This window comes from Myxococcus guangdongensis, assembly GCF_024198255.1.
Classification (GTDB): domain Bacteria; phylum Myxococcota; class Myxococcia; order Myxococcales; family Myxococcaceae; genus Myxococcus; species Myxococcus guangdongensis.
On record NZ_JAJVKW010000003.1, the window covers coordinates 589,222 to 614,275 of the forward strand.

Annotated in this window: 21 protein-coding genes; 14 read left to right on the forward strand and 7 right to left on the reverse strand. The window is 70.4% G+C overall.

Annotated elements, in window-relative coordinates:
• The first annotated feature begins 58 nt into the window (after positions 1 to 58).
• The 7 genes from LXT21_RS11865 to LXT21_RS11895 all read left to right on the forward strand — a co-directional run bounded on the left by LXT21_RS11865 (position 59) and on the right by LXT21_RS11895 (position 12,639).
• Positions 59 to 1,474, forward strand: coding sequence for a hypothetical protein (locus LXT21_RS11865; protein WP_254038225.1), 1,416 nt, complete (start codon positions 59 to 61; stop codon positions 1,472 to 1,474).
• Entirely contained in the window at positions 1,471 to 2,205 is a 735-nt protein-coding gene (locus tag LXT21_RS11870) for a cell surface protein (RefSeq protein WP_254038226.1), read from the forward strand. The genes LXT21_RS11865 and LXT21_RS11870 overlap by 4 nt, the downstream gene beginning before the upstream one ends.
• The gene (locus LXT21_RS11875) at positions 2,202 to 2,693 is read left to right on the forward strand and encodes a QcrA and Rieske domain-containing protein (RefSeq protein ID WP_254038227.1); all 492 of its coding nucleotides are present in this window, start codon (positions 2,202 to 2,204) and stop codon (positions 2,691 to 2,693) included. Before LXT21_RS11870 ends, LXT21_RS11875 begins: the two co-directional genes overlap by 4 nt.
• Positions 2,694 to 2,845: 152 nt before the next feature.
• On the forward strand, positions 2,846 to 4,531 hold the full coding sequence (locus tag LXT21_RS11880) for an FHA domain-containing protein (RefSeq protein WP_254038228.1): 1,686 nt from the start codon (positions 2,846 to 2,848) through the stop codon (positions 4,529 to 4,531).
• An 83-nt stretch (positions 4,532 to 4,614) separates the two neighbouring features.
• Positions 4,615 to 8,262, forward strand: a complete 3,648-nt coding sequence (locus tag LXT21_RS11885) for a serine/threonine-protein kinase (protein ID WP_254038229.1) — start codon at positions 4,615 to 4,617, stop codon at positions 8,260 to 8,262.
• 75 nt (positions 8,263 to 8,337) lie between these two features.
• Positions 8,338 to 10,029, forward strand: a complete 1,692-nt coding sequence (locus LXT21_RS11890; protein ID WP_254038230.1) for a carbon starvation CstA family protein — start codon at positions 8,338 to 8,340, stop codon at positions 10,027 to 10,029.
• Between the two features lie 21 nt (positions 10,030 to 10,050).
• The gene (locus LXT21_RS11895; RefSeq protein ID WP_254038231.1) at positions 10,051 to 12,639 is read left to right on the forward strand and encodes a fused MFS/spermidine synthase; all 2,589 of its coding nucleotides are present in this window, start codon (positions 10,051 to 10,053) and stop codon (positions 12,637 to 12,639) included.
• A gap of 2 nt (positions 12,640 to 12,641) precedes the next feature.
• Here the strand turns inward: LXT21_RS11895 and LXT21_RS11900 are convergent, their stop codons facing one another.
• Both LXT21_RS11900 and LXT21_RS11905 read right to left on the reverse strand, forming a co-directional pair.
• Entirely contained in the window at positions 12,642 to 13,418 is a 777-nt protein-coding gene (locus tag LXT21_RS11900) for a YoaK family protein (RefSeq protein ID WP_254038232.1), read from the reverse strand.
• A 76-nt stretch (positions 13,419 to 13,494) separates the two neighbouring features.
• Entirely contained in the window at positions 13,495 to 13,839 is a 345-nt protein-coding gene (locus LXT21_RS11905; protein WP_254038233.1) for a histidine triad nucleotide-binding protein, read from the reverse strand.
• A gap of 198 nt (positions 13,840 to 14,037) precedes the next feature.
• On the opposite strand from LXT21_RS11905, the gene hprK reads away from it, so the two are divergent.
• The 7 genes from hprK (at position 14,038) to LXT21_RS11940 (ending at position 20,737) form a co-directional block, all read left to right on the forward strand.
• On the forward strand, positions 14,038 to 15,003 hold the full coding sequence (gene hprK / locus LXT21_RS11910; protein WP_046716385.1) for an HPr(Ser) kinase/phosphatase: 966 nt from the start codon (positions 14,038 to 14,040) through the stop codon (positions 15,001 to 15,003).
• The gene (gene rapZ / locus LXT21_RS11915) at positions 15,000 to 15,863 is read left to right on the forward strand and encodes an RNase adapter RapZ (protein ID WP_323394344.1); all 864 of its coding nucleotides are present in this window, start codon (positions 15,000 to 15,002) and stop codon (positions 15,861 to 15,863) included. Before hprK ends, rapZ begins: the two co-directional genes overlap by 4 nt.
• Positions 15,864 to 15,875: 12 nt before the next feature.
• On the forward strand, positions 15,876 to 16,424 hold the full coding sequence (locus tag LXT21_RS11920) for a manganese efflux pump MntP (protein ID WP_254038234.1): 549 nt from the start codon (positions 15,876 to 15,878) through the stop codon (positions 16,422 to 16,424).
• Between the two features lie 147 nt (positions 16,425 to 16,571).
• Complete coding sequence (locus LXT21_RS11925) at positions 16,572 to 18,095, forward strand: flavin-containing monooxygenase (protein ID WP_254038235.1); 1,524 nt, start codon at positions 16,572 to 16,574, stop codon at positions 18,093 to 18,095.
• Positions 18,088 to 19,191 (forward strand): alpha/beta hydrolase, encoded by a 1,104-nt coding sequence (locus tag LXT21_RS11930; RefSeq protein ID WP_254038236.1) that lies wholly within the window; start codon positions 18,088 to 18,090, stop codon positions 19,189 to 19,191. Before LXT21_RS11925 ends, LXT21_RS11930 begins: the two co-directional genes overlap by 8 nt.
• Positions 19,188 to 20,033, forward strand: coding sequence for an SDR family NAD(P)-dependent oxidoreductase (locus LXT21_RS11935; protein WP_254038237.1), 846 nt, complete (start codon positions 19,188 to 19,190; stop codon positions 20,031 to 20,033). The genes LXT21_RS11930 and LXT21_RS11935 overlap by 4 nt, the downstream gene beginning before the upstream one ends.
• Positions 20,030 to 20,737 (forward strand): QsdR family transcriptional regulator, encoded by a 708-nt coding sequence (locus LXT21_RS11940; RefSeq protein WP_254038238.1) that lies wholly within the window; start codon positions 20,030 to 20,032, stop codon positions 20,735 to 20,737. Before LXT21_RS11935 ends, LXT21_RS11940 begins: the two co-directional genes overlap by 4 nt.
• A 3-nt stretch (positions 20,738 to 20,740) precedes the next feature.
• On the opposite strand, the gene LXT21_RS44805 is transcribed toward LXT21_RS11940, so the two are convergent.
• The 5 genes from LXT21_RS44805 to LXT21_RS11965 all read right to left on the reverse strand — a co-directional run bounded on the left by LXT21_RS44805 (position 20,741) and on the right by LXT21_RS11965 (position 25,046).
• Entirely contained in the window at positions 20,741 to 21,466 is a 726-nt protein-coding gene (locus LXT21_RS44805) for an immunity 52 family protein (RefSeq protein ID WP_323394347.1), read from the reverse strand.
• A 13-nt stretch (positions 21,467 to 21,479) separates the two neighbouring features.
• Entirely contained in the window at positions 21,480 to 22,970 is a 1,491-nt protein-coding gene (locus LXT21_RS11950) for a Tox-REase-5 domain-containing protein (protein WP_254038240.1), read from the reverse strand.
• A 145-nt stretch (positions 22,971 to 23,115) separates the two neighbouring features.
• Positions 23,116 to 23,574 (reverse strand): hypothetical protein, encoded by a 459-nt coding sequence (locus LXT21_RS11955; RefSeq protein WP_254038241.1) that lies wholly within the window; start codon positions 23,572 to 23,574, stop codon positions 23,116 to 23,118.
• 276 nt (positions 23,575 to 23,850) lie between these two features.
• Positions 23,851 to 24,495: a hypothetical protein gene (locus tag LXT21_RS11960; RefSeq protein ID WP_254038242.1), complete on the reverse strand. Its 645-nt coding sequence runs from the start codon at positions 24,493 to 24,495 to the stop codon at positions 23,851 to 23,853.
• A complete protein-coding gene (locus LXT21_RS11965; RefSeq protein ID WP_254038243.1) occupies positions 24,492 to 25,046 on the reverse strand; it encodes a hypothetical protein in 555 nt (184 codons plus the stop codon). Before LXT21_RS11965 ends, LXT21_RS11960 begins: the two co-directional genes overlap by 4 nt.
• Between the last annotated feature and the right edge of the window lie 8 nt (positions 25,047 to 25,054).

Genomic DNA, 25,054 nt, shown 5'->3' on the forward strand with positions numbered 1-25,054 from the left:
CGACCGCGTCCTCCTGGAAGCCCACCCGCCCGTGGGGGCGAGAGGGACGAGGACGCAGATGAAGACGGCTGAATCGAAGCGCGTGAAGCCCTGGATGAAGTCCGCATCACTGGCCGTGGCCTCCTTCGCCGTGGCCCTGCTCGGCACCGGTTGCAACCCGGAGTGTGTCGATCAGTTCGACTGCCGCGCCGACAACGGCGAGCCCCCCGCGGGACAGCAGTGGGTCTGCGTCGACGAGAAGTGCGAGACCGAGCCCATCCCCACCACCCCGACGCCCGACGCGGGCACGCCGGACTCGGGCACGCCCGACGCGGGACAGCCGGACTCGGGCACGCCCGACGCGGGTCAGCCGGACTCGGGGACGCCCGACGCGGGACAGCCGGACTCGGGTACGCCCGACGCGGGACAGCCGGACTCGGGTACGCCCGACGCGGGACAGCCGGATGCGGGTCCGGTGGTTGTCGACTGCGCGACGGTTCCGCTGGACCCGAAGCTGGGCACGCTCGTGCTCCAGCCCGGCTTCGTCGCCGCCGAGTCCGCGCCCCTGTCCGCGGACATCCTCGCGCTCGGCGCCTCTCCGGGCCCCACCTATGCCTTCTACGGCATCCAGGGTCGTGGCAAGGAGGCCGGGCTGTTCTCGCTGGGCACCTGGCCGAACCTCCAGCCCGGCACCACGAAGCTCTTCGACATCGTCACCCAGGCGGACCGGGACGGCTCCGCGGCCGTGTATCCGGGCGGCTACGTCATCAACGACGGCACGAGCGTCTTCACCGGCTACACGCTGGGCTCCACGGGCGCTCCGGGCAACGTCGCGGCGTATGACCTGGTGACGCCGGCCAACTCCAACTACGTCGTCGCGCCCAAGAACTACTCGGCCGCGGCCTTCTGGAGCGGAGCGCTGAGCGCGGTGCTCGTCAACGGTGGCGGCCTGGGCACGCTGCCCGGCACCGACCTGGCCGTCTACGGCCTGGTGACGTCCACGGACCCCACGAGCGCGGTGCGCGTGGCCAACTTCCCGCAGGGTGACGCGGTGGCCAGCGGCTTCACCGCCGTGACGTCCAACGGCATCGCCGCGCTGGGCTACTTCGACGGCAACTTCGTCAACGTCATCTACGGCGTGGCGCCCGCCACCGTCTCCGCGGCCATCACCAGCGGGACGCCGCTGGACCTGGGCGCCCAGGCGAAGATCGACGTGGGCAGCGACTTCAACGGCGCGGGTGCCTTCGGCTCGGGCGTCGCCATCAACCGTGGTGGCTACGACGCGGACTTCAACTTCGTGAGCACCGACGTGTCCCGCTACGCGCTGTCCGTCGGCACGGGCGACGCCGTGACGGTGGGCGCGCGCGTGCCCGTGCTCGGCTACGTCAACCAGTGCACCTCGGTGACGATGCTGGAGCCGCTCGGCTCCGACGTGCTCGTCGGCGTGTCCGACCGCAACGGCCGGCGCCTGGTGCGCCTCCAGGTGGCCCCGTGAACACGCGCGCCCTCCACGGGCTCGGCCGGGGCGCGCTGTTCGCCCTGGCGCTGAGCCTGTCCGCGTGCGGCGGGGACGAGGCTCCCCCCGCGCCCACGGACGAGGACGCGGGGCCCGGTGACTCGGGCACCGACGCGAGCCCCTCGCGGCCCGCGGACCCGTACGCGGACGAGGTGGTCGAGTACCTGCCCGGCCCCGGCGCGGGCTTCGGGCAGGACCGCTTCCCGTCCATCGTCCTGGGCGCCCCGGTGGGCGCGGGGCTGGACAGCGGGTCGCTGGATGTCCTCTCGCTGGGCAAGGGCGGCTCCATCACCTTGCGCTTCACGGACATCGCGGTGGTCGACGGCCCGGGCGTGGACCTGCTCGTCTTCGAGAACCCGTTCCTCATCGCGGGAGGCCCGCGCGCCTTCACCGAGCGGGGACGCGTCTCGGTGAGCGACGACGGCGTGCAGTGGCACGAGTTCCCCTGCGCCCCCTCGGACGCGACGAACAACTACCCGGGCTGCGCGGGCGTGCGTCCCGTCACGGCCAACCCCGCCGCCGGCATCAGCGCCACGGACCCCGCCGTGGCCGGGGGGGACGGGTTCGACCTGGCCACCGTGGGCCTCGCCCGGGCGCGTTACGTGCGCATCGTCGACGCGGGCACCAACGGCTCGGCGGGCACGTCCGCGGGCTTCGATCTGGACGGTGTCGCCGTGGTGAACGGCGTGTCGTTGCCCGCCGCGCCATGACCGACCTGGACCGCCGCGCCGCGCTCCTCACGCTGGCCCGGGGCGGCTGTGCCCTGGCCGCGCTGGGCGTGGGGTGCGGCGGCGAGTGGCGGGAGGCCGTCGTCCTGGACCTCCCGCCCGAGGGCGCCTCCTGCCCTGACCTCCCCCAGCCCGGCACCACCGCCGAGGGCTGGGTGGAGGTGCGGCTCCAGGACCATCCGGGCCTCGAGTCCCCTGGGGGCCACGCCCGGGTGCACGCGCCCGAGGCCCTGCTGGACGTGCTGCTGGTGCACACGAAGCCCGGGTGCTTCGTGGCGCTGTGGCGCATCTGCACGCACGGCGACTGCGGCGTGGACTGGCGGCCCGCCGACGGCGTGATGGAGTGCCCCTGCCACGGCTCGCGCTTCGCCCTGGACGGCGCCGTCCTCCAGGGCCCGGCGGAGCGTCCGCTGGCGGTGTTCACCGCGGTGCGGCAAGGCGCGTCCGTCTTCATCCACCGGCCCCGCTGAGCCCCGCACCTGGGGGAAGCGGCCCGGCGCACTGTCAGTCCTGACCCGGTAACGGGCCTCCGCGCCCGGAGTCCGGGTCAGCCCCGTCCCCCTCCGGGGCACAGGTCTCCCTCTCTTACGTTGAGAGAGAGTCGTGTAATGTCGGGGATTCGATGTGGCAGATCATCATCAACGGGCCCGGCTACTTCGACACGTCCTATGACTTGCCCGAGGGCGTGACGAGCCTGGGCCGCGCCGACGAGAACGACATCGTGCTGGGCGGAGACCTGGTCTCGCGCCGGCACGCGCGCCTCTACGTGGAGGCGGACATCCTGCGCATCGAGGACCTGGGCAGCCGCAACGGCAGCCGCGTCAACGGCGCGCCCCTGCAGGGCTCCCGGCAGCTGTCCCCCGGCGACTCCGTGGCGCTGGGCGAGAACACGCTCGCGGTGCGCCAACCCAACACCGTGGAGAACGCCGCCACGGAGATGGTGGACCTGGGCGCCGGCGGTGTCGTGCGCTTCGGCCACGGGCAGGACGTGGGGCCCTCCGTGCTGCTCGCCAAGAGCGTGCGGGACGCGGACGTGCTGCGCCTGCTCGACAACGTGGGGCCCGTGCCCTTCGAGGACTTCAACCAGCAGGCCTCCTCGCCCGCCGCCCCGGCCAGCCCCCGCGTGGCGCAGGAGACGCTGGTGCTGATGTTCCGCACCGCGGAGGCGCTCTCCACCGCCACCACGCTGTCCACCTTCCTGGACCTGACGATGGACCGGCTCCTGGAGCGCACCGACGCCACCACGGCGGTGGTGCTGCTCAAGCACTCCACGGGGGCGCTCGTGCCCGCGGCGGTGCGCCACCGGGGACGGCTGGCCAAGGGCGAGGTGCCGGTGTCCGACGCCATCGTCGACGAGGCCCTGCGCCAGGGCCGCGCGCTCGCGGTGGGCGACGTGCGCGACGACCGCCGCTTCGCCGCGCGCGAGAGTGTCATCCTCTACGGCGTGGCCAGCGTGCTGTGCATCCCCATCGGCTCCGAGGCGCCGTACCAGGGCGTGCTCTACGTCAACACCTCCGCCAAGGGGGACGGGCTGGAGCCCATGCTGGACGCGTGCTCGGCGGTGGCGCACCTGGTGGCCACCGGCGTGCAGAAGTTCTCCCCGCGCGACGGCGGCGCCACGCAGGAGCGACTGCGCCGCTCGCTGGAGCGCTTCCACCCGCCCGACGTCGCCGAGCGCCGCGCCACCGAGGCCCAACGCCAGGGTGGCCGGCTGCCGGGCCTGGAGGAGCGCACCCTCACGGTGCTGCACGTGGAGCTGGTGGGCTTCCCCGCCCTGGCCTCGCGCATCGGCGGGGCCAAGGCGACCAGCCTGCTCAGTGACTTCCACGCGCGCGCCACCGGCATCGTGTTCAGCTTCGAGGCCACCGTGGAGTCCTTCATCGGTGAGTCCATGCGGGCCCTGTTCGGCGTGCCGTACGTGAAGGGCGAGGACTCCGTGCGGGCGGTGCGGGCGGGCCTGGCGCTGCGCTCGGACTGGGAGCGGGCGATGAGCCGCCGTCCGGTGGACGAGCGCTGCTCGCTGCGGATGGCCCTGCACACCACGCGGGCCCTGGTGGGGATGATCGGCAACGAGGTCCGCCCCGACTACACGGCGGTGGGCGAGGGCATGTCCGTGGCCACGTGGCTGGCGGCGACGGGCAACCCTGGGCAGGTGTTGATTTCCGGTAAGGTGCTGGCGGCCGTGGCGGCCCGCTTCGACGTGATGCCCCTGGGGGAGCGGCTGGTGCGCCCCCCCAAGGAGAAGGTGGCCGCCTTCGAGGTCCTCGACGAGGACGTCGGGGTGTTGACGAACCCCGGCCTGCGGTGAAACCCCCTGCGGCAGGTTGACGGGTTGATGGACCAGGGCAAGCCAGGGTTCAATGGGCGCCCGAGTGGTGGACCCCCGCCCCCATGAACGCTCATAACCCTTCCGCCCGGCTGCGTCCGTTCCGGCCCCAGCCCTTTGGCCGGTACACCCTCTTGTCCCATCTGGCGACGGGCGGGATGGGTGAAATCTATCTCGCGAGGCTGGAGGGCGCGCAGGGCTTCGAGAAGCTGTGCGTCATCAAGAAAATCCTCCCGCAGCTCGCCGAGGACACCGACTTCGTCGAGCGCTTCGTCGGTGAGGCGCGCACGCTGGTCCGCCTGAGCCACGGCTCCATCGCCCAGGTGCTGGACATGGGGCTGCACGAGGGCGAGGCCTACATGGCCCTCGAGCACGTGGACGGCAAGGACCTGCGCAAGGTGGCCGCCCGGGTGCGGGACAGGCAGGTGCCGCTGCCCCTGACGTTCATCCTCTACGTGATGGGCCGGGTGCTGGACGCGCTGGCGTACGCGCACCGCAAGAAGGATGACGACGGGGAGGACCTGAAGCTGGTCCACCGGGACATCTCGCCGCAGAACATCCTCATCTCCTACGAGGGGGAGGTGAAGGTCATCGACTTCGGGCTCGCCAAGAGCCGGCTGTCGGCGGCGAAGACGAACCCGAGCATCATCCTGGGCAAGTTCCTCTACATGTCCCCCGAGCAGGCCCGGCACCAGCCGGTGGACCGGCGCGCGGACCTGTACGCGGTGGGCCTGACGCTCTACGAGCTCATCTGCGGGAAGAACCCCTTCGACGGCATCCACCCCGGCGAGCTGATGTCGGTGGTGGCCAACCCGAAGGTGGCGCCGCTGGATGAGGTGGAGCCGCTCACGCCGCGCGCGGTGACGGCGTTGGTGGCCAAGGCGCTGGAGGTGGACCCGACGCAGCGCTTCCAGACGGCGGAGGAGTTCCGCGGCCGGCTGCAGGCGTGCCTGATGGAGATTGACGCCAGCGCGGGGCCGGAGAGCGTCAGCCGCTTCATGCGCGAGCTGTTCACCGCGGACTTCCAGTCCGAGCGCCGGCTGCTGTCGAGCCTCAAGGACGTGCCTCGCGGGGGCTACTCCGAGGCGCGCGCCGCGTCCCCGGAGCCCTCGGACGAGGGGGCCGCGCCGCGTCCGTCGCCGCCGGCCGGAGCGATGTTGCCGGCGAAGACCATCCGCCTGGATGGCCCGGTGGAGGCGCTCTCCTTCCATCCCACGCGGCGCAGCCGTGATGGTGGGCCCGTGGATGATGGGGAGACGCGTCCGGGCATCCCCATCGACGAGTCCACCCGGCCCGCCTTCCCGCTGGAGGCGCTGGAGGAGGAGGCGCGGGCCCGTGCGGCGAAGCTGAATCCGGACACCTCGCCCTCCGTGTCCGTGGAGGTGGCGCCCGAGGTCTCCCGCCCGACCACGCCGCCGCCCGCCGTCGCTCCCGTGCCTCGGCCGCCGTCGCAGACGCGCGAGGTTCCGCTCACGGCCATGCCGCCGGAGGCGATTCCTCCCGCGCCACCGCCGCCCGCGCCGCCGCCGTCGCGTCCGGACACGCGGCCCACGGAGCTGGAGCTGCTGCCCGTGGGCGCGGTCGCCGGCTCCTCGGACGGGCAGGGGAGCCCGTACGACGCCACCGACCCCCGCGCGGAGCCGCTGCGTCCCTTCGGCGAGGACCCGCGCACGTCCCGCCCCGCCACGTTCAGCGGTGGGAGCCCGCGTCCCCCTCCGCCTCCCGTCACGCCGCCTCCCGCGGCGGTGATGCCCCAGCGGCAGGCGCTCGTTCCTCCTGGCGCGCCAGCACCGTCGGCTCCGGCGCGCTCCGGCGTGATGATGATGCCCGCTGTCGGCGTGCCCCCGGAGGCGCCGGCGTCGGGTGTGACGACGCGGCCTGGACCGGGGGCCGCGATGCCCTTGGCGGGTGAGGTGCCTGCTTCGGGTGTGACGACTCGGCCTGGGCCAGGGGCCTCGGTGATGCCCTCGGCGGGTGAAGTGCCCGCTTCCGGCGTGACGACGCGGCCTGGACCTGGGGCCGCCTCGATGCCCTCGACCGCCGCGCCGCCTCCCGGGTCTCCGGCGCGCTCGGGCGCGATGACCATGCCGCCCGCCGGTGCCCAGGTTCGGGGTGGCTCCCTGACGTCGAACCCGGGCGTGCCGTCTCGCTCGGGGGCGATGTCGATGCCCGACACGGCCCTGACGTCGAACCCGGGCGTGCCGTCTCGCTCGGGGGCCCTGCCGGCGCAGGGCGGCTCCCTGACGTCGAACCCCGGAGTCGCAGCGCGCTCGGGAGCGCTGCCGGCGCAGGGGGGGGCCCTGACGTCGAACCCGGGCGTTCCCTCACGCTCGGGCGCGTTGCCGGTGCAGGGCGCCGCGCTGACGTCGAACCCGGGCGTGGCGTCACGCTCGAAGGTCGGCGAGCCGGGCGTGGTGGTCTCCTCTCTGGAGTCGGGCGGTGACGCGGACGCCGAGATGCCGGTGCTCACGCCCGAGCAGATGGGGCACGGCGAGCCATCGGAGCGCCTGGAGGAGATGGACACGAACCCCCGGGCGTCGCGGCCCGGGCGAGCGGAGCGCTACGAGGACACGCATCCGCGCGCGCCTCGGGACGCGGACACGGACCCTCGGGGTCCGCGCGTGGCGGACATGCAGGCTCGCGCCGCCGTCCACGAGGACACCCAGCCTCGCGTCGTCCTGGATGAGAGCCTCTTGCGTGACGCGGAGGGCGTCACGCGCGATGACGAGGAGCGCTCGGGCGTCTCGCGTCCGAAGACGGGCTCGCGTCGAGTGCGGCCGTCCTCGCCGGGGATGGCGCCCGCGCAGGGGCGACGCACGGGCGTCAGCCGCCCCGTGGTCGTCGCCATGCCCGAGGCCTCCGAGGACGAGGAAGAGGACGCGGACGTGCGGGTGTCGATGACCGCGAATGACGAGACGCGGCGCACCTCCGTGCCCTCGCGGCCCAACGTCCCCGTCCGTCGCCCGTCGGAGGACACGCGCAAGACCACCGTGCCCAAGCGCGCCAGGCGCAGCTCCGCGCTGACATGGGTGGTGGTGCTGGGCGGGTTGGGAGCGCTGACCGCGGGCGGGGCGTTCCTCATGTCGGACCCTCAGGTCCGAGGGATGGTGACGAACCAGCTCGAGCAGCTCGGCCTCGTCGCCAAGGGGCCCGAGGGAGCTCCACCTGCGAGTCCCGTGGCCCCTGGAGCAAAGGCGCCGAAGGCTCCCGTGGAGGGCGCGGCGGAGCCCAATCCGGGCGCAGGTGACACCGCGGTGGCGGAGCAGGCGCCCGTGGAGGCGGCGGCCCCTGGTGAGCAGGCCCCGGCTCCCAAGCCCGCGGCCGTGGAGACCCCACCGCCCGCGCCTGCCGCGGTGGCGGAGACCGACGCGCAGAAGAGCGTCGCGGACGATGATGGCTCGTTGCTGGCGCCCCTGGGGAAGCCGACCCCCAAGGCCCCCGCACCCAAGCGCGCCAACACCAATCGCGTGCGCATCATCAAGGGGATGGGCTCCCAGTCCGAGCTGTCACGCGAGTGGAAGGCGGCGAACGCCGACCTCAAGAAGCTCAAGACGCACAGGTCCTGCGACGACCTGGGTTTGCTTTGCACGAGACGGGACGACCTGGACGAAGAGGTTGTTGCCGCCGAGGGTGAGGGCAGCCCCGATCTCTTGAAGAGGGTGAGGAACTTCAGGAAGCAGGTCCAGGTTCAGCTGGAGTCGGTTGAACAGTGACGCCGTTGCCGCCTTCCTCGGACTTCCAGGAGTCAGGGTGTTGACCGGAAGTCCGGGTCGGGAAAGCCTCGCGGCATGAGCCTCCCCCTGATTGCCGGAGTGTTCCTCGTGGTGCTGGCGCTGGGCTATCGCTTCTACGGAGGCTTCATCGCCCGGCAGTTCCGCCTGGATGGCGAAGCGGTGACGCCCGCGCACGCGAAGAGCGACGGCGTGGACTTCGTCCCGACGAAGCCCTTCTACCTGTTGGGGCAGCACTTCAGCGCGATCGCCGCGGCAGGCCCTATCGCGGGGCCCATCCTCGCGGCGCAGCAGTTCGGTTGGCTCCCGGCGCTCCTGTGGATTGCGGTGGGCTCGGTGTTCATCGGGGCGATGCATGACTTCGCCACGCTGGTGGCGAGCATCCGCCATGGCGCGGTCTCCATCGCGGAGGTGGTGCGCAGCCACCTGGGGCCCACCGCGGGGCTGGCGATGCTGGCCTTCATCTGGGTGGCGCTCATCTACGTCATCGTCGCCTTCACGGACGCGACGGCGGCCACGTTCGTCAGCGGCGACGCGGAGCTGGAGGGGCTCACCTTCCGCTTCAACCCGGGCGGCGCGGTGGCCTTCGCCTCCATCGCGTACCTGCTCCTGGCGGTGGTGATGGGGTTGGTGGACCGCTGGCTCAAGCCGCCCCTGTGGCTGCAGACGCTCATCTTCGTGCCGGCGACGCTGGGCGTGGTGTACCTGGGCACGCGCATGTCCACGCTGCTGGTGTTGGATGCGCGAGGATGGTCCGCGCTCATCCTGGCGTACTGCTTCGTCGCGTCGCTCACGCCCGTCTGGGTGTTGCTGCAGCCGCGCGGCTACCTGGGCGGCTTCGTGTTGTACGCGGCGCTGGCGGTGGGCGTGGTGGGCATCTTCTACGGTGGGCTGAGCGGTGAGCTGTCCATCCAGCAGCCGGCCTTCTCGGGCTTCAACGTCCCGGGCCCCGGCGGCGCGCTGTTCCCGTTCCTCTTCGTCACCATCGCGTGTGGCGCGTGCTCGGGGTTCCACGGGCTGGTGTGCTCGGGCACCACGTCGAAGCAGATCGACAAGGAGCCGCACTGCAAGCCGGTGGGCTACGGGGCGATGCTGCTGGAGGGCTTCGTGGCGGTCATCGCGCTGGCGACGGTGATGGTCGCCACCAAGGCGGAGCTGACGGGCAAGGCGCCCGGCGCGGTGTATGGCGCGGGGCTGGGGCGCTTCATCGTCACGGTGCTGGGCAAGGAGTACCTCGTCATCGCGACGACCTTCGGGGCCATGGCCTTCTCCACCTTCGTGTTCGACACGCTGGACGTGTCCACGCGGCTGGGGCGCTACATCCTCCAGGAGCTGGCGGGGAAGAAGGGCAAGGGCGCGGCGATGGTGGCCACGGCGGTGACGTGCGCCGTGCCGCTGGCCTTCGTGCTGCTGGCGGGCTCGGGGGCGTGGCGCTCGTTCTGGACGCTGTTCGGCACGTCGAACCAGCTGCTCGCGTCGCTGTCGCTGCTCGGTGTCTGTGTGTGGCTCAAGAGCACGGGCCGGCCCTACGTCTACGCGCTGGTGCCCATGGTGTTCGTGGGGGCCGTCACGCTCACCAGCCTGGTGCTCCTGGTGCGCGAGGCGCTGTCGCCCGCGAGCTCGGCGGCGTCGCGGGTGAACGGGGTGGTGGCGGTGGTGCTGCTCGCGTTGGCGCTCTCCCTCTTCGCCGCTGGGGCGCGCGCGCTGCGCTCCCGGCGCCATCCTCCCGCCACGGCGGCCGCCGTCTGACGCACGTCTCCCAGGGTCTCCATGCTTCGATACTCCGTCGCCATCTTCACGAGCGCCTTCCTGTTGTTCGGGGTGCAGCCCCTGGCGGGGCGCTATGCACTGCCCTGGTACGGCGGGACGCCCGGCGTGTGGACGGCGTGCATGCTGTTCTTCCAGGCGGCGCTCCTGGGGGGCTATGCGTACTCGCACGCGCTGGCCTCGCGGCTGACGCCGCGCCTGCAGGCGAAGGTGCACCTGGGCGTGCTGGCGGTGGCGGTGGCGGTGTTGGGGGTGAGGGCGTTGTGGGTGGGCTCGCCCGTGGCGCCGGGGCCCGAGTGGCGCCCGGTGGGCACGGACCTGGCGGTGCCGCGACTGTTGGCGATGTTGGCGGTCACCATCGGCCTGCCGTTCTTCGTGCTGAGCACCACGGGGCCGCTGCTCCAGTCCTGGTTCGCGAGGGCGCGGCCGGGGCGCTCGCCGTATGTGCTGTATGCGCTGTCGAACGTGGGCTCGCTGCTCGCGCTGCTGGGCTATCCGTTCCTGGTGGAGCCCTGGGTGGGGCGCGGCGCGCAGGCGTGGGGCTGGGGCGTCGGCTTCGTCCTCTTCGCGGTGGCCTGCGCGGTGTGCGCGGTGGACGTGCTGCGCCATGAGCGCTCGGCGACGACTGCTGGCGCGGGGCAGTCGGGCGGTGCGGTGGGGCACGTGGCGGCGGGCGCGGAGCCGAGGCTCACGGTAGGCGCCGATGCGAATGCCTCGCTCGTGGGAGGCTCGCGCGAAGTGGATGGACACGCGGCGGCAGGCGCGGCGTCACAGTCCGCGGTGGGCGTGGCTTCGCACGCGGAAGGCTCGCGGGAGGTGGGCACCGCACCACGGCTCGCGGTGGGCGCTGGTGGCGTGGCTTCCGGTTCCGATGTGGCGGTCGCGCACGCGGGAGGCGCGCGCGCCCCGTCCGCCGATGGCGTGGCGCCCGTCAACGCATCCCTCCACGCCACGGACGCGGAGGCTGCGCACGCCGCCGCCTTCGAGGCGATGAAGCAGGAGGCACGAGGTGGCGCGCCGGACGCCTCCGCGACGCAACCCCAGGAGAAGCCCGGCCTGCGGCAAACGCTGGAGTGGTTGGGCCTGTCCACGTGCGCGTCCGTGTTGCTGCTCGCCACGACGAACCAGCTCTCGCAGGACGTGGCCGCGGGCCCGTTCCTCTGGGTGCTGCCGCTCGCCGTCTACCTGCTCACCTTCATCCTCGCCTTCTCGCGCGAGTCCTTCTACTCGCGCACGCTGTACTCGGTGCTGCTCATCGCCTCGGGCGCGGCGGCGGCGCATGCGCACGCGGCGGGGCCTCACTTCCCGCTGCCGCTGCTGCTCCTGGCCTATGCCGCGTCGCTCTTCGCCGGCTGCATGGTGTGCCACGGCGAGCTGTTCCGGCTGCGCCCCGCGCCGCGTCACCTGAGCGCCTTCTACCTGTGGGTCTCCGCGGGCGGCGTCATCGGCGCGCTGTTCGTCAGCGGCGTGGCCACGAGCTTCTTCCGCGCCTACTGGGAGTATCCGCTCTCGCTGGGCGGCTGCTGCATCGTGGCGTTGGTGGGCATGGCGAAGGCGCCCCCGGACGAGACGCGCGGCCGGCGCGTGAGCCGGATGCTGCGCGGCGCGATGCTGATGATGGTGACGACGAACCTGTTCCTCTCGATGAACCAGGACCTGGACCGGGCCCGCTTCAGCGAGCGCAACTTCTTCGGCGTGGTGCGGGTGATGGAGCAGAACGCGGAGGACCCGACGCTCCACCTCTTCGGTCTGCGCCACGGCGCCGTCACCCACGGCTGGCAGCTCGCCTCGCCGGAGAATCGCTCGCGGCCCACGACCTATTACACGCGCGAGGCCGGACTCGGCCTGGCCATCGCCGAGCAGCGTCGACTGCGCGAGGCGGTGGGGCTGCCCCCCGGCCTGCACGTGGGGGTGCTCGGCCTGGGCGTGGGCACCAGCGCGGCGCTGCTCGAGAAGGGCGACCGGGGCCGCTACTACGAAATCAACCCCGCGGTCATCGAGCTGGCCCAGGGCAAGGGCGGCTTCTTCAGCTTCCTCGCGGACTCACCGTCCACCGCGACGATGGTGGAGGGCGACGCGAGAATCTCCCTGGAGCAGGAGCTGGAGCGCGGCGAGCCGCAGGGCTTCGACGTGCTGTCCCTCGATGTCTTCTCCTCGGACGCGGTGCCCGTGCACCTGCTCACCGAGGAGGCGGTGGCCCTCTACAAGAAGCACCTGGCCCCCCACGGCGTGCTGGCGATGCACATCAGCAACGTGCACCTGGACCTGGTGCCGGTGGCGCTGGCGCACGCGCGCAAGCTGGGCATGCACGCGACGTTCGTCTTCCACGAGACGAAGGACGACGCCCTGCGCAGCAACTGGATGCTGCTGAGCCCCGACCGCGAGTTCTCCTGGGGCCCCACCTTCACCCGCGCCACCGCGCGCGTGCGGCGCCTGGGCCTGCGAGGCGAGCCGGACTTCACCTGGACCGATGACCGCAGCAGCGTGCTGCGCGTGCTGCGCCAGGGAGGCCCCGACTCGCGCGTCCTGGACGTAGAGGCCTCCTCGGGGCCGCAGCCCACCCAGCCCGTGGCCCAACCCGCGTCAGAGTGACTTCACGCCCGTGACGCGGAGCTTCGAGGTGCCCCACGCGCCGCGGCCGGGCTCAAGTCCAGCCCGATGAGCAGGAGCAGCACCCCGCACGGCAGCCCCAGCGCCGCGGGGCCGTGGCGCAGGTAGAGCACCGGCCCGAGGGTGCACCCCAAGAGGAACGACAGCCCCAATCCCAGGTGCAACCGCGTGCGCTCGAACTCGATGGCGGAGGGCAGGGCGCGCAGGCGTCGCAGCACTCCCGTCACCCCCTGGCCGCGCGAGCCATCCCGCACCCACGCGAACATCTGCACCAGCTGGATGCCGATGTCCGTGAGGATGCCGGTGACATGCGTCGTGCGCACCACCGCGCCGGACACGCGCGTGACGAGCGCGTTCTGCAGCCCCATCGCGAACGCCAGCCCCCACAACAACACCGGGGCCCGCGCGCCCGGCGCCGCGTCGAGCGCCACGCCGATGCCCGCCAGCGTCACCACCTCCACCACGAGCGCGGCCACGTGACGACCCCGCTCGCGCCGTCGGGATGCATCCAGCAGCGCCGCCGCGCACACCGCGCCGACCACGAAGGCCAGCAGCACCTCGGCGGCCCGGAACGCCAGCGCGCCGTCCCCCAGCGCGAGCGACTCGCCCAGGGACGCCATGTTCCCGGACATGTGGGACGTGTGCACGCCGAGCGCCACGAAGCCCGTCGCGTTCACCGTGCCCGCCACCGCCGCGAGCAGCAGGGCGAGCACCGTGTAGGCGCGGCGATTGGCGGGAGTCGATTCCGTGGAGAAGGGCATTGCCGGGCGCACCCCTCGCGCCTCACGAAGAGACGCTAGCACCCGATGCGCACGGGCGTGGCCCCACCGCTTCGCCTCACCCCGGAGGCCAGGTGAGCAGGCGGCCAGCCAAGAGGTGCAGGTGGATGTGGAACACCGTCTGCCCCGCGTGGCTGTTCGTGTTCATCACCACCCGGTAGCCGTTGGCGTCGTGGCCGCGCTCCTTGGCCAGCTTCGCCGCCGCGGTGAAGAGGTGGCCCACCGTGGCCTCGTCCTCCGCCGCGACGTCGTTCACCGTGGCGATGTGCTTCCGGGGGATGAACAGGACGTGCGTGGGCGCCTGCGGGTTGATGTCCTCGAACGCCAGGCAGACGTCGTCCTTGTAGACCACTTTGGCCGGGATGAGGCCGTCTCGAATCTTGCAGAAGAGGCAGTCGGACATGGCCGGGGCTTACCAACCCACGGGACGCCGGGAAATGGCCATGGCGCGCATTGTTGAGGCGCCAATCGGTGGCCCCCCAAGGCCCGGGGACGGCAGGCCGGTGGTCGGGTGGGCAATCGGCGGTGAAGGTGGGGGAGGCCATGCCCCGTGGGCACTTCGACTCAAAAGGTCCCACCGGTGATATTCCAGGCCCCGACGATGAAATCCATCCGCATCTCCCAGCTCATCGAGGACCACGACTACGACCTGCGGCTGACGCTCGTCGCGGGCGCGGCGGGCCTGACGAGGACGGTGGACTCGCCGCGCATCCAGAAGCCTGGGCTGGCGCTGGCGGGCTTCACCGAGCACCTCCACCCCCGCCGCGTCCAGGTGTTCGGCAACACCGAAATCTCGTACCTGGCCACCCTCCCGGAGTCGCGGCAGCGCGAGGCGCTCTCCAAGCTCTTCGAGGAGGAGGACCTGGCCTGCGTCGTCGTCACCAAGGAGCTGGAGATTCCCCCCGTGCTGGTCACCGCCTGCGAGGCGGGGGGCCTGGCCCTGATGAAGACGCCGCTGCTCTCCAGCGACTTCATCACCCGGGTGCAGTCCTTCCTGGAGGAGGCCCTGACCGAGTCGAGCAGCCTGCACGGCGTGCTGATGGACGTCTTCGGCGTGGGCATCCTGCTCTTGGGCAAGAGCGGCATCGGCAAGAGCGAGATTGCCCTGGACCTGGTGATGCGCGCCCACCGTCTGGTGGCCGACGACATCGTCGACGTCACCCGCCGCAAGGGTGCCGTCTATGGGGCCGGTAATCCGGTCATCAAGCACCACATGGAAATCCGGGGCTTGGGCATCATCAACATCAAGGACCTGTTCGGCGTGGCCGCGGTCCGCGAGCAGAAGAAGATCGAGCTCGTCATCGAGTTGCAGGAATGGGACCCCCATCAGGAGTACGACCGGCTGGGGGTGGAGGACAAGCACCTGCAGATTGTGGGTGTGGACATCCCGCTGTCGGTGGTACCCGTGCGTCCTGGCCGTAACATGGCGACCATCATCGAGGTGGCCGCCCGCAACCAGTTGTTGAAGCATCAGGGCCACCACTCGGCGCGGGAGTTCGCCGAGCGGCTCAACCGAGCCATCGCCGAAGGGGCGATGCGCCGCACCCTGGGAGAAGAGGTCGAGTGACCGCGCCCGCGAAACAGTTGGTCGTCATCACCGGCATGTCCGGCTCCGGCAAGTCCACCGCCATCCGCGCGTTGGAGGATGCGGGGTTCTTCTGCATCGACAACCTGCCGGTGGTGCTCCTGCCCAAGCTCACGGAGTTGGCGGGCGGTGGCAACATCGAGCGCATGGCGTTGGTGGTGGACGTGCGTGAAGGCGTCTTCCTCAAGGAGGCCCCGCGCATCCTCGACGAGGTGCGTCGCGCCGGCCACCACGTGGAGGTGCTCTTCCTCGACTCGAGCGACGACAGCCTCATCCGCCGCTTCAGCGAGACGCGCCGCCGCCATCCGCTCGCCCCCAACGGCACCGTCGCCGATGGCATCAAGGCGGAGCGCGAGGCGCTGCGCGACTTGCGCGAAATCGCCGACCAGGTCATCGACTCGTCGGTGCTCAACGTCCACGACTTGAAGCGCATGGTGCAGGCGCGCTTCAGCCCGGAGCCCGCCGCGGGCCCGAGCCTGTCGGTGATGTCGTTCGGCTACCGCTATGGCGTGCCGCCGCAGGCGGACCTGGTGCTGGACGTGCGCTTCCTGCCCAACCCGTACTTCGTCCCGGAGATGAAGGGGCTGACGGGCAAGGTGCCCAAGGTGGCCGCGTACGTGTTGGACCGCGAGGAGGCGCAGCAGTTCCTCGAGAAGGTGGTGGACCTCTGCCGCTTCCTGTTCCCCCGCTACCAGAAGGAGGGGAAGGCGTACCTCACGGTGGCGCTGGGGTGCACGGGTGGCAAGCACCGCTCGGTGGCCATCGCCGCGGAGCTCACCCGCCGGCTGACCGACGAGAACACCCGCGTCCAGCTGTGGGACCGGGACATCGAGAAGGAATAGCCGGAGGCGTCCGTGACCCTGTTGCTGCTCGCGCTCGGGGTGGCCATGGACGCCACCGCCGTCTCCGGAGGCATGGCCATCCGAGGCGCGCGGCCCCCGGACATCCTGAAGCTGGCGCTGACGTTCGGCCTGTTCCAGTTCGGCATGTCCCTGGGCGGCGCGCTCGGGGGCAAGGTCATCGTCACCCACTTCTCGGCGGTCGACCACTGGATTGCCTTCGTGCTGCTCGCCCTGGTGGGCGGGCACATGATCTACGAGGCGCTCTCCCACGGCGAGGAGGAGCGCACGGCCCCCACGGGCATCAAGCTGCCCATGTTGATGACGTTGGGCGTGGCCACCAGCATCGACGCGCTCGCCGTCGGCGTGACGCTGCCCACGCTGGAGCTGGGCATCCTGCTCCCCACGGGCCTCATCGGTCTGATGACCTTCGTGATGTCCATCCTCGGCGCGTGGGCGGGCAAGCGGCTGGGTGAGCGCTTCGGCACCAGCATCGAGCTGCTCGGAGGCGTGGTGCTCATCGGCATCGGCCTCAAGACGCTCATCGAGCACCTGAACCACTGACGTCCCTGCTGGCGGGCCCTCCCGTGCGACGGCCCGTCGTCGTCTGACCCGGATGCGTCAAGGTTGCGGAGTGACTCATGACGCGCCATGGTAGTGATTCGTAGCGAGGTGGGGCGGCGGGCGGGTTTCCCTGGAGCGGAGGTAGCGATGTCCCTGGCTCGGGTCCGGCACTTCCACGTGGCCATCGCCGGCAGCGGCTTCGGTGGCCTGGGCATGGCCATCCGCCTGAAGCAGGAGGGGATGGAGGACTTCGTCATCCTCGAGCGGGCAGGGGACGTGGGCGGCGTCTGGCGGGACAACCTGTACCCGGGCTGCACGTGTGACGTCCCCTCGCACCTGTACTCGTTCTCCTTCGCGCCCAACCCCCGCTGGACGCGGGCCTACTCACCGCAGCCGGAGATTCACGCGTACCTGCGCGACTGCGCGGAGCGCTTCGGCGTGCTGCCGCACGTGCGCTTCCACCACACGGTGGAAGAGGCCTCCTGGGACGAGGCCGCGCGGCACTGGCGCCTCCAGACGTCACACGGGCTGTTCACCGCGGACGTGTTCATCTTCGCGGCGGGCGCCTTCAGCGAGCCCGTGGTGCCCGCGCTGCCGGGGTTGGAGCGCTTCCAGGGCAAGGTGATGCACTCGGCCCGGTGGGACTCGAGCTACGCGCTGGAGGGGCGCCGGGTGGCGGTGGTGGGCACGGGCGCGTCCGCCATCCAGTTCGTCCCGGTCATCCAGCGGAAGGTGTCCCGGCTGGTCCTGTTCCAGCGCACGCCGCCGTGGATTCTCCCGCGCGAGGACCACCCCATCGCCGCGTGGAGGCGGTGGCTGTACACCCATGTCCCCGGGGCGCGGTGGCTGACGCGCGCGGGCATCTACGCGGTGAAGGAGCTGTCCGCGCTGGCCTTCATGCACCCGTGGATCATCCGCATCGCCCAGCGCGGAGCGAAGCGTCACCTGCGCCGCTCGGTGCGGGACCCGGCGCTGCGCGCGAAGCTCACGCCCGGCTACACGATGGGCTGCAAGCGTGTGCTCATCTCGGACGACTACCTGCCGGCGCTGACGCGGGACAACGTCGAGGTCGTCACGGAGGGCATCCAGGAGGTGCGCGAGCACTCCGTCGTCACCACGACGGGCGCGGAGCACCCGGTGGACGCGCTCATCTTCGGCACGGGCTTCCAAATCACGGAGCCCTCCTTCGCGCGGCACATCCGGGGCAGGGATGGGCGCTCGCTGACGCAGACGTGGGCGGGCAGCATGAAGGCGTACCTGGGCACGTCGGTGAGCGGTTTCCCGAACTTCTTCATGTTGCTGGGGCCCAACACGGGGCTGGGGCACACGTCCGTCATCCTGATGATGGAGGCGCAGCTGTCGCATGTGCTCAGCGCGCTGCGCTACCTGGACGGACGAGGGCTGGCGGCGGTGGAGCCCAGGGCCGACGCGCAGGAGGCGTTCGTCCGGGAGGTCGACCATCGGATGGCGCGGACGGTCTGGCTCAAGGGCGGGTGCGTGAGCTGGTACCTGGACGCCACGGGGCGCAACTCCACGCTGTGGCCCGGCTTCACGTTCTCCTTCAATCATCGAGTCTCTTCCTTCGAGCCTTCGGAGTACGTGGCCATCGCCCGACCTGGGCGTCCGCGTTCGATGGTGGGGGCTCGTCACCGGACGCTGACCCATGGCTGATGAGACGACGCTGACGTTGCTGGAGCGATTGGAGTACCAGGTCGCGAGTGTGCTGTTCCGGCTGCCCCCGGGGATGCTGGTGCGACTGTCCGGCAAGCCGCCGGTGGTGATGGATGGGCTGCGTCTGCACCCGGAGGTGCAGCTGTTGCTTTCGCTGCGGGAGCGCAAGGGCGTGCCCCGGAAGTCGGAGCTGTCCCTCGCCGAGTCGCGACATCGGCTGCGGCGCGAGGCGCTCATGCACGCGGGCGAGTTGGAGCCGGTGGCGTCGGTGACGGCGCGGGTGCTCGAGACGAAGCACGGCCCGCTGCGGGCGCGGCACTACGTGCCCGTCGGGGACTCACGGGGACGGCCGCTGTTGGTGTTCTTCCATGGCGGCGGGTTCGTGATGGGGGACCTGGACACGCACGACTCGCCATGCCGGCGGCTGTGTCACCACGCGGGCGTGCACGTGCTCTCCATCGACTACCGGCTGGCGCCCGAGCATCCGTTCCCCTCGGCGGTGGAGGACGCGATTGCCGCGTTCGAGTGGGCGCTGGAGCACGCGGAAGAACTGGGCGCGGACCCGGAGCGGGTGGCGGTGGGAGGCGACAGCGCGGGAGGCAACCTGGCCGCCGTCGTCGCGCAGCACACGGTGCGCGAGGGCACGCGCAAGCCGGCGTTGCAGTTCCTGCTGTACCCGACGATGGACAGGACGCGGGACTGGGGCTCGCTGTCGCACTTCGCGGAGGGCTTCTTCCTCACGCGCGTGGACATCGAGTGGTACCAGGCGCAGTACATGCGGGGCAGCACGACGCCGCTGGCGGACCCTCGGGTGTCTCCGCGGCAGGAGAAGTCGCTGGCGGGGGCGCCACCGGCGCTCATCGTCACCGCGGGGTTCGACCCGCTGCGGGACGAGGCGGAGGCGTACGCGATGGCGCTGCGGGAGGCGGGGACTCCGACGACGCTGCGCCGCTTCGATTCGCTGGTGCATGCGTTCGCGAACATGTCGGGATTGAGCCGGGCCTGCCGGGCAGCGACGGAGGAGCTCGCGCGGGTGCTGCGCCGCATGCTCGACGAGGTGGAGCCGAGCCGGGCGCGAAACGGAGCCAACACATGAAGACGGTGAAGGACAAGGTCGCGGCAATCACGGGCGCGGGCTCGGGGATTGGCCGGGCCACGGCGGTGCTGCTGGCGAAGCGGGGCTGTCACCTGGCGCTGTCGGACGTGAATCCGCAGGGGCTCGCCGAGACGGAGGCGAAGTGCCGGGAGCACGGGGTGCGCGTGCGGGTGGACCGCGTGGACGTGGCGAAGCGCGAAGAGGTGCACACGTGGGCGGACGAGGTGGCGCGGGAGTTCGGCGCGGTGCACATCGTCATCAACAACGCGGGGGTGGCGTTGGGGGCGACCATCGAGGACACGCGGTACGAGGACTTCGAGTGGTTGATGAACATCAACTTCTGGGGCGTGGTGTACGGCACCAAGGCCTTCTTGCCGCACCTGAAGGCGGTGGACGCGGGGCACATCGTCAACGTGTCGAGTGTCTTCGGGCTCATCGGGGTGCCGACGCAGGCGGCGTACAACTCGGCGAAGTTCGCGGTGAAGGGGTTCACGGAGGCGCTGCGGCAGGAGTTGGAGGTGGAGGGCGGGAGCATCGGCGTCACCTGTGTGCACCCCGGGGGCATCAAGACGAACATCGCGCGGAACGCGCGGGTGACGGTGCGTCGGGGGTGGACGGACGAGCGCTCGTCGAGTGACTTCGAGAAGGCGTTCGCGACGACGCCGGAGCGCGCGGCGGAGGACATCGTCACGGCCATCCACAAGAACCGTCGTCGTCAGCTCATCGGCGGGGACGCGGTGCTCATCGACTTCATGCAGCGGCTGTTGCCCACGCTCTACCAGCGTGTGCTGGTGGCGGGGATGAAGCGGCGTCGTCGGAAGATGATGAGCGCGGCGACATGAAGCGGACGGGGGCGAAGCCCGCGCGGCGGAGCGTGAAGAGGGCGCCGTCGAGGACGACGCGTCCGGCCTCGCGCGCGAAGTCACGGGTGCGGGTGACGCCGTTGTCGAAGCGACTGGAGGTGCCGTCGCGGGCGACGCCGAGGGACTTGTTCGCGTTGGCGATGCGGTGGTGGAGCGAGGGGGAGCGGTTTGACATCGGCAGGATGGCGCAGGAGCTGGGCGTCAGTCGGGCCACGGTGTTCCGGTGGGCGGGGACGCGCGAGCTGCTCTATGGGGAGGTGCTCTCGTCCCGGTTCGACGTCGCGCTGACGGCGGCCAGGGGCGAGTTCCAAGGGGAGGGCGCGGCGTACCTGGCGGACGTCACCGAGCGGCTCATCCAGCTGATTGTGGAGGACGCGCCACTGCGGCGCTTCATCCAGCAGGATTCCGAGTACGCGATGCGCGTGCTGATGTCGAAGAGCAGCCGGGTGGAGGAGCGCTGCGCGGCGAGCATCCGGAGGGCGCTGGAGGAGGGCGTGAGGGACAAGCTCATCCGCCCGGCGATGAACCTGGATGCGCTGTCGAACGTCATCGTCCGGGTGGGACAGTTCTTCCTGTACCGGGACGCGCTGACGGGAGACCCACCGGACGTGGAGTCCGCGATTACGGCGACGCTCATCCTGCTCACCGCGGAGGCAGGGGACGCGCGGTGGCGGAGGCGGTGAGACTCAGGGTTGGCCGCTGAGCGGCTTCATCAGACCTGCCTGGTCCAGCAGCGCTCGCACTTGCTCCGCCAAGGCTACGTGCTCCGGATTGCTCACCGTGAAGCGTTCGGAGGTGAGGATGATGAGCGTGCCTTTGCCTTCCACGGGCTCGATGCGCACCGGCGCGGGGAGGGGCGGAATCGTGCCCCGATGCCGTGCGAGATAGGTGACCCAGCCCACGTACGGAGTCCCCTTGGGACGGTGAGGCTTCAGCAGGTCCCGGTGTTGCTCCGAAATCGCCACGCCCCAATCCGGCTCCCAGGCGTCAGCCGTATGTCGCAGGAGCGCTGAAAGCGCGGGTTCCGACAGGAGCCGCTCCAAGCTTGGGCCCCTGCTGGGCAACGTGTAGACACACCGGTTTCCGACCCATTCGGAGTGGCCGCCACATGCGAGGAGGAAGCTGGTGGTTTCATCGTCAGCACCGGCGCCATTCCATCCCGCCATGCTGAAGCCCAACTCGTCGAGGACTCGGTCCTTGCTCCGGCGAACGAAGGGCTCCAGCTCTGCCATCTCAGGGAGCAGTGGGCGCTTCAGTGCCTCGGCGCGTGACTTGCCTTGTTGGAACCAGTGTCCGAGCGAGGAGTCTACGGCTGGAAGTCGCTCGAGAAGGACTTGGAGCCGACGCGCGCACTCCTCCGCCGACTCCTTCCTGGGCCCCCAATAGACTCCCGCGTAGTAGCTCTCGGTCACGGCTCAAGGTTCCTCAGGGAAGAGGGGGCGTGAAGATGACTTCGATTCCCTCGACATCGTTGGCATCGAACAGCTTCCGAATGGCCTCGGTGGTTTTCGCCTCCGCGACGTGCCATCGAATGGGCGCCCCTCTTGCGACGGCTCGCTGACGATTCGCTTGGTCGACGAGTGCCTTGGCGCCCGACCCTTCGAACCAGACCTTTGGCTTGAGGTCGTCGAGAAACTTGTTCGCATAGCCCGGTCCCTTCGCCTCCAGCAACACGCCCTGCTCGAAGCCATCGAACTTCACGCCACCGACCCAGTATGCCTCGTCCGCCGAGTGACCGGAGATCTGTTCCTGGTAGCGGCGAGCGCGAGGGGACATGGACTCCTTCGCTGGGCCCCACTGGCCCGGTCCAGGACCACCCGATGGTTGGGTGGTCGAGGAGTTGGCTCGATGGAGGACGAGTGCTGCGCCGGGGCCGCCACCCACCACCGTTGCCGCGCGCCCGACAGGTACTGCAAGACGCTCTACTCGGAGTGCTCCCTGCGCGGACAGTGACAGCACCGGAACGTGTGCTTCGGCGCCCGCCAGGGCTCCTGTCACCGTACGAGTCGTGGCCGAGGCCGTCCCCGCCGTGACGAGGAGGTTGGTGGCCAGTTCAGCGGCGGCGCGGACCTGCTCTCCGCGAGTCATGTGCCGGAATCGCTCGAAGTAAGCCGGAGATGCGGTGATGAGCGCGGCCACGCCGGAGGGCAGGTTCTTCAGCTCGGCAAGGCTGTCGAGCGGATGGATGAGCAACTTCCCCACCGAGAGCGCCAGCTTTAGGAACGCGGACTCCGCGCCATCCAGCGCGCTGCCGAGATAGTCCGCGTCGTCGTACACCTCGACGAACACCGCACTGTCGATGGGCTCCAGTCGCTCGTTCGCAAGCCGGAAGACGAAGCCGTTGCTGACATAGAAGCGTCCCAGTTCGAAGTGATGCGCTCGGAACGCCCCCTCCTCCCATTCGACCTCACCGATGCGTTGCTGCGCCCGCCCGGTGAGCGCCCACGCCAGGCATCCATCCGGACGGAGCACGGCCACCTGATGGAAGCGTTTGACGCGTCGCTGAAGCTCGGTGGGAGCTACCGGACCTTGTTCGAGAATCTCGCGCAGCAGGTGGCCCACCGCCATTCGAGACGGATAGGTTCCAAGCGTGACAGGCTTGCGCAGAAGTTCGGCGAGCAGCCGGGCGGCCTGCGCCGGCGTGAGCGTGTTGCCCGGGATGGGCCGGTCATCCTGCTCCTCAAGTCCAGCCTTCCTCAGCAGGTCCTCGAATGTCTCGACGCGCTCTCCAGGAGTTCGTCGGACTCCGGCCGACGAAGATGCGCGTGAGGGTTCGGTATCCTCGCGAAGAGCCTCCCTTGACCGAGCGTCATGCTGTCGAAGCACCGAAGTCCGACGTCGATCTGCTGACGACTCGACCCCTGCACAACCCACCAGAAGGATGGCAAGGCACAGCAGCCAGAGGCCGGCACGCATGCTTCACCTCAGTCCATCATGGGCAGCGTTCATGTCAGAGGATGCTGGCACTCCTGTCTGACAGGGGAACTACGACGACAAGGCCAACGCCCTGTCGCCGTGATGCTCGCGAGCGCATGGGAGACACGCTCACGCGCCCGATGCGCTACTGCCAGGTGCCATTGCAGCACTCGGCGCCGCACTGTCCGCTGGACACGCAGGCCCGGCCCGCGAAGGGGCCACCCAGACACCGGCCGTTGAGCTTCGCGGAGCAGCCGATGGTGATTGAAGACGGGACGCGCTGCCCGTCGTTGTAGGTCACCCCGCCGAACGAGCACGTCCGACAAGCCTGGGTGACCCCATCACAGGTGGCGAAGCCCGTGGGTCCATTCGCCGCCGAACACGTGGACGCACCCGTGCAGTTCAGCGTGGTGCAGGTGCCACAGACCGCCGTGGCGGTACAGGCGACGAGGCTCGGGTCCTGCTCCGCCGTGTCCTGGGACAGCGCGTTCTCGGAGGTCATCGTCTCCGCGTCACCCTCGCCCGCCTGGGGTTCGGGGCTGCATGCGCCCAGGCACATCGAGAGCAGGACGGCGGTGACGAGGGAGAGACTGGTTCGAATCATGACGAGGCAGCTCCTACGGCCTGGGAAAGGCCGTCGATGAGGTGGCACTGCGGACATGACGGCCCTGCGCCTGCTGTCACGCGCGAGTCACCTCATCGTTCGGTCGCGGCCCGTCGGCCGTCATGCTGTGCGGCCGAGATGCGGGACGCAAATTCGAGTCGGAGTTGCCGGCCGAACGGCAATGACTGCCAGGTCGACTCTGGGTGGCGGTGGATTCAGAATTGCAAATGTGTAATCATTGCAATTTGACTCACCGCCGCCACCCAGGCCCGCCGGCTAGTTCGTGAAGTACAGATTGTCGAGCAGCAGCGTGTTGCCCGAGGGCCCCGCGCCCGACAGCAGCACGAACGGCGCCTGCACCGCCGCCAGGCTCACGCCCCCCGCAGCGAAGTCCGTCAGGGGGATGGCCAGGTGATGCCACTGTCCATCGTTGGCATACCCATACTTCGACGCGTCGACCTGGAAGCCCTCCGCGTCGTTCATCCCAATCTTCACCGCGGCGAACCCCGGGTCGGACGACTGCAGGCTCACGTGCAGCGTCTTCCATCCATCCAGGTTGTGCGGCGTGTCCCAGTGGATGCCGAAGCCGAGCCACCCCTTGCCCGCGTGGACGACGCGGTCCGACACCTTGCCCTCCACGCGCGTCGTGGACGAATCAATCGAGACCGTGCCCTCGTACAGATAGATGTGCGAGTCCACGTCGTTGATGATGATCTCCTCCGAGCGTCCGCCCTCGTAGAAGCCCACGAACAGCCGCCGCTGGCCCTGCTGGAAGGGGAACGGACCCGGGAGGAACTCCTCGTCCGGATTCGGTCCCGCGTCCCCCTGCACCGACGGCTGGTGGTTCGCGTAGTCGGACTCGCCCGGGTCTGGTCGGCAGGCCGTCAGCATCAACAGAACGACACCCAAGGTCCGCTTCATGGCCGCACCGCCTTGTCCGCGCCGCTCGAGGTCCGCACCAGCACCCACCCGCCCGTCACCGTCCCACCCATCTCCACGATGGCCTTGTACGCCGGCGTCACCAGCTCGTACTGAATCGTCCCCGTGGCGTCGTACGTCACCGCGTCCGGGAAGTTGTCGAGCACCGACTGGTACGCCTTGATGGCCAGCTCCCGCACCACCGGCAGGTCCTGCTGCGACGCGAGCCCGTTCTGGTACACGCCCAGCAGGTTCAGCCCCACGTAGTACTGCGCCTCGCCATACGGCCCGCGCGCCAGCAGCGTGGCCCACGCATAGAACGAGGCCACCGGCCCCGCGTTGGCCTGGATGAGCCACTTCGTCTCCGTCCCCGGCGTCGAGTCCACGAAGGGGTTGTTCGGGTCGTCCAGGATGGTCGTACTCGGGTACACGCCCATCGTCGCGTCGTGCACCTGGAGCGTCAGGTCCTCCATCGACTCGCCATAGACATAGCTCGCGCGGTCGTAGCACCCGGAGGTGCCCAGCGCCGCGATGAGCACAAGACACGTCTTCATCCGTCGTC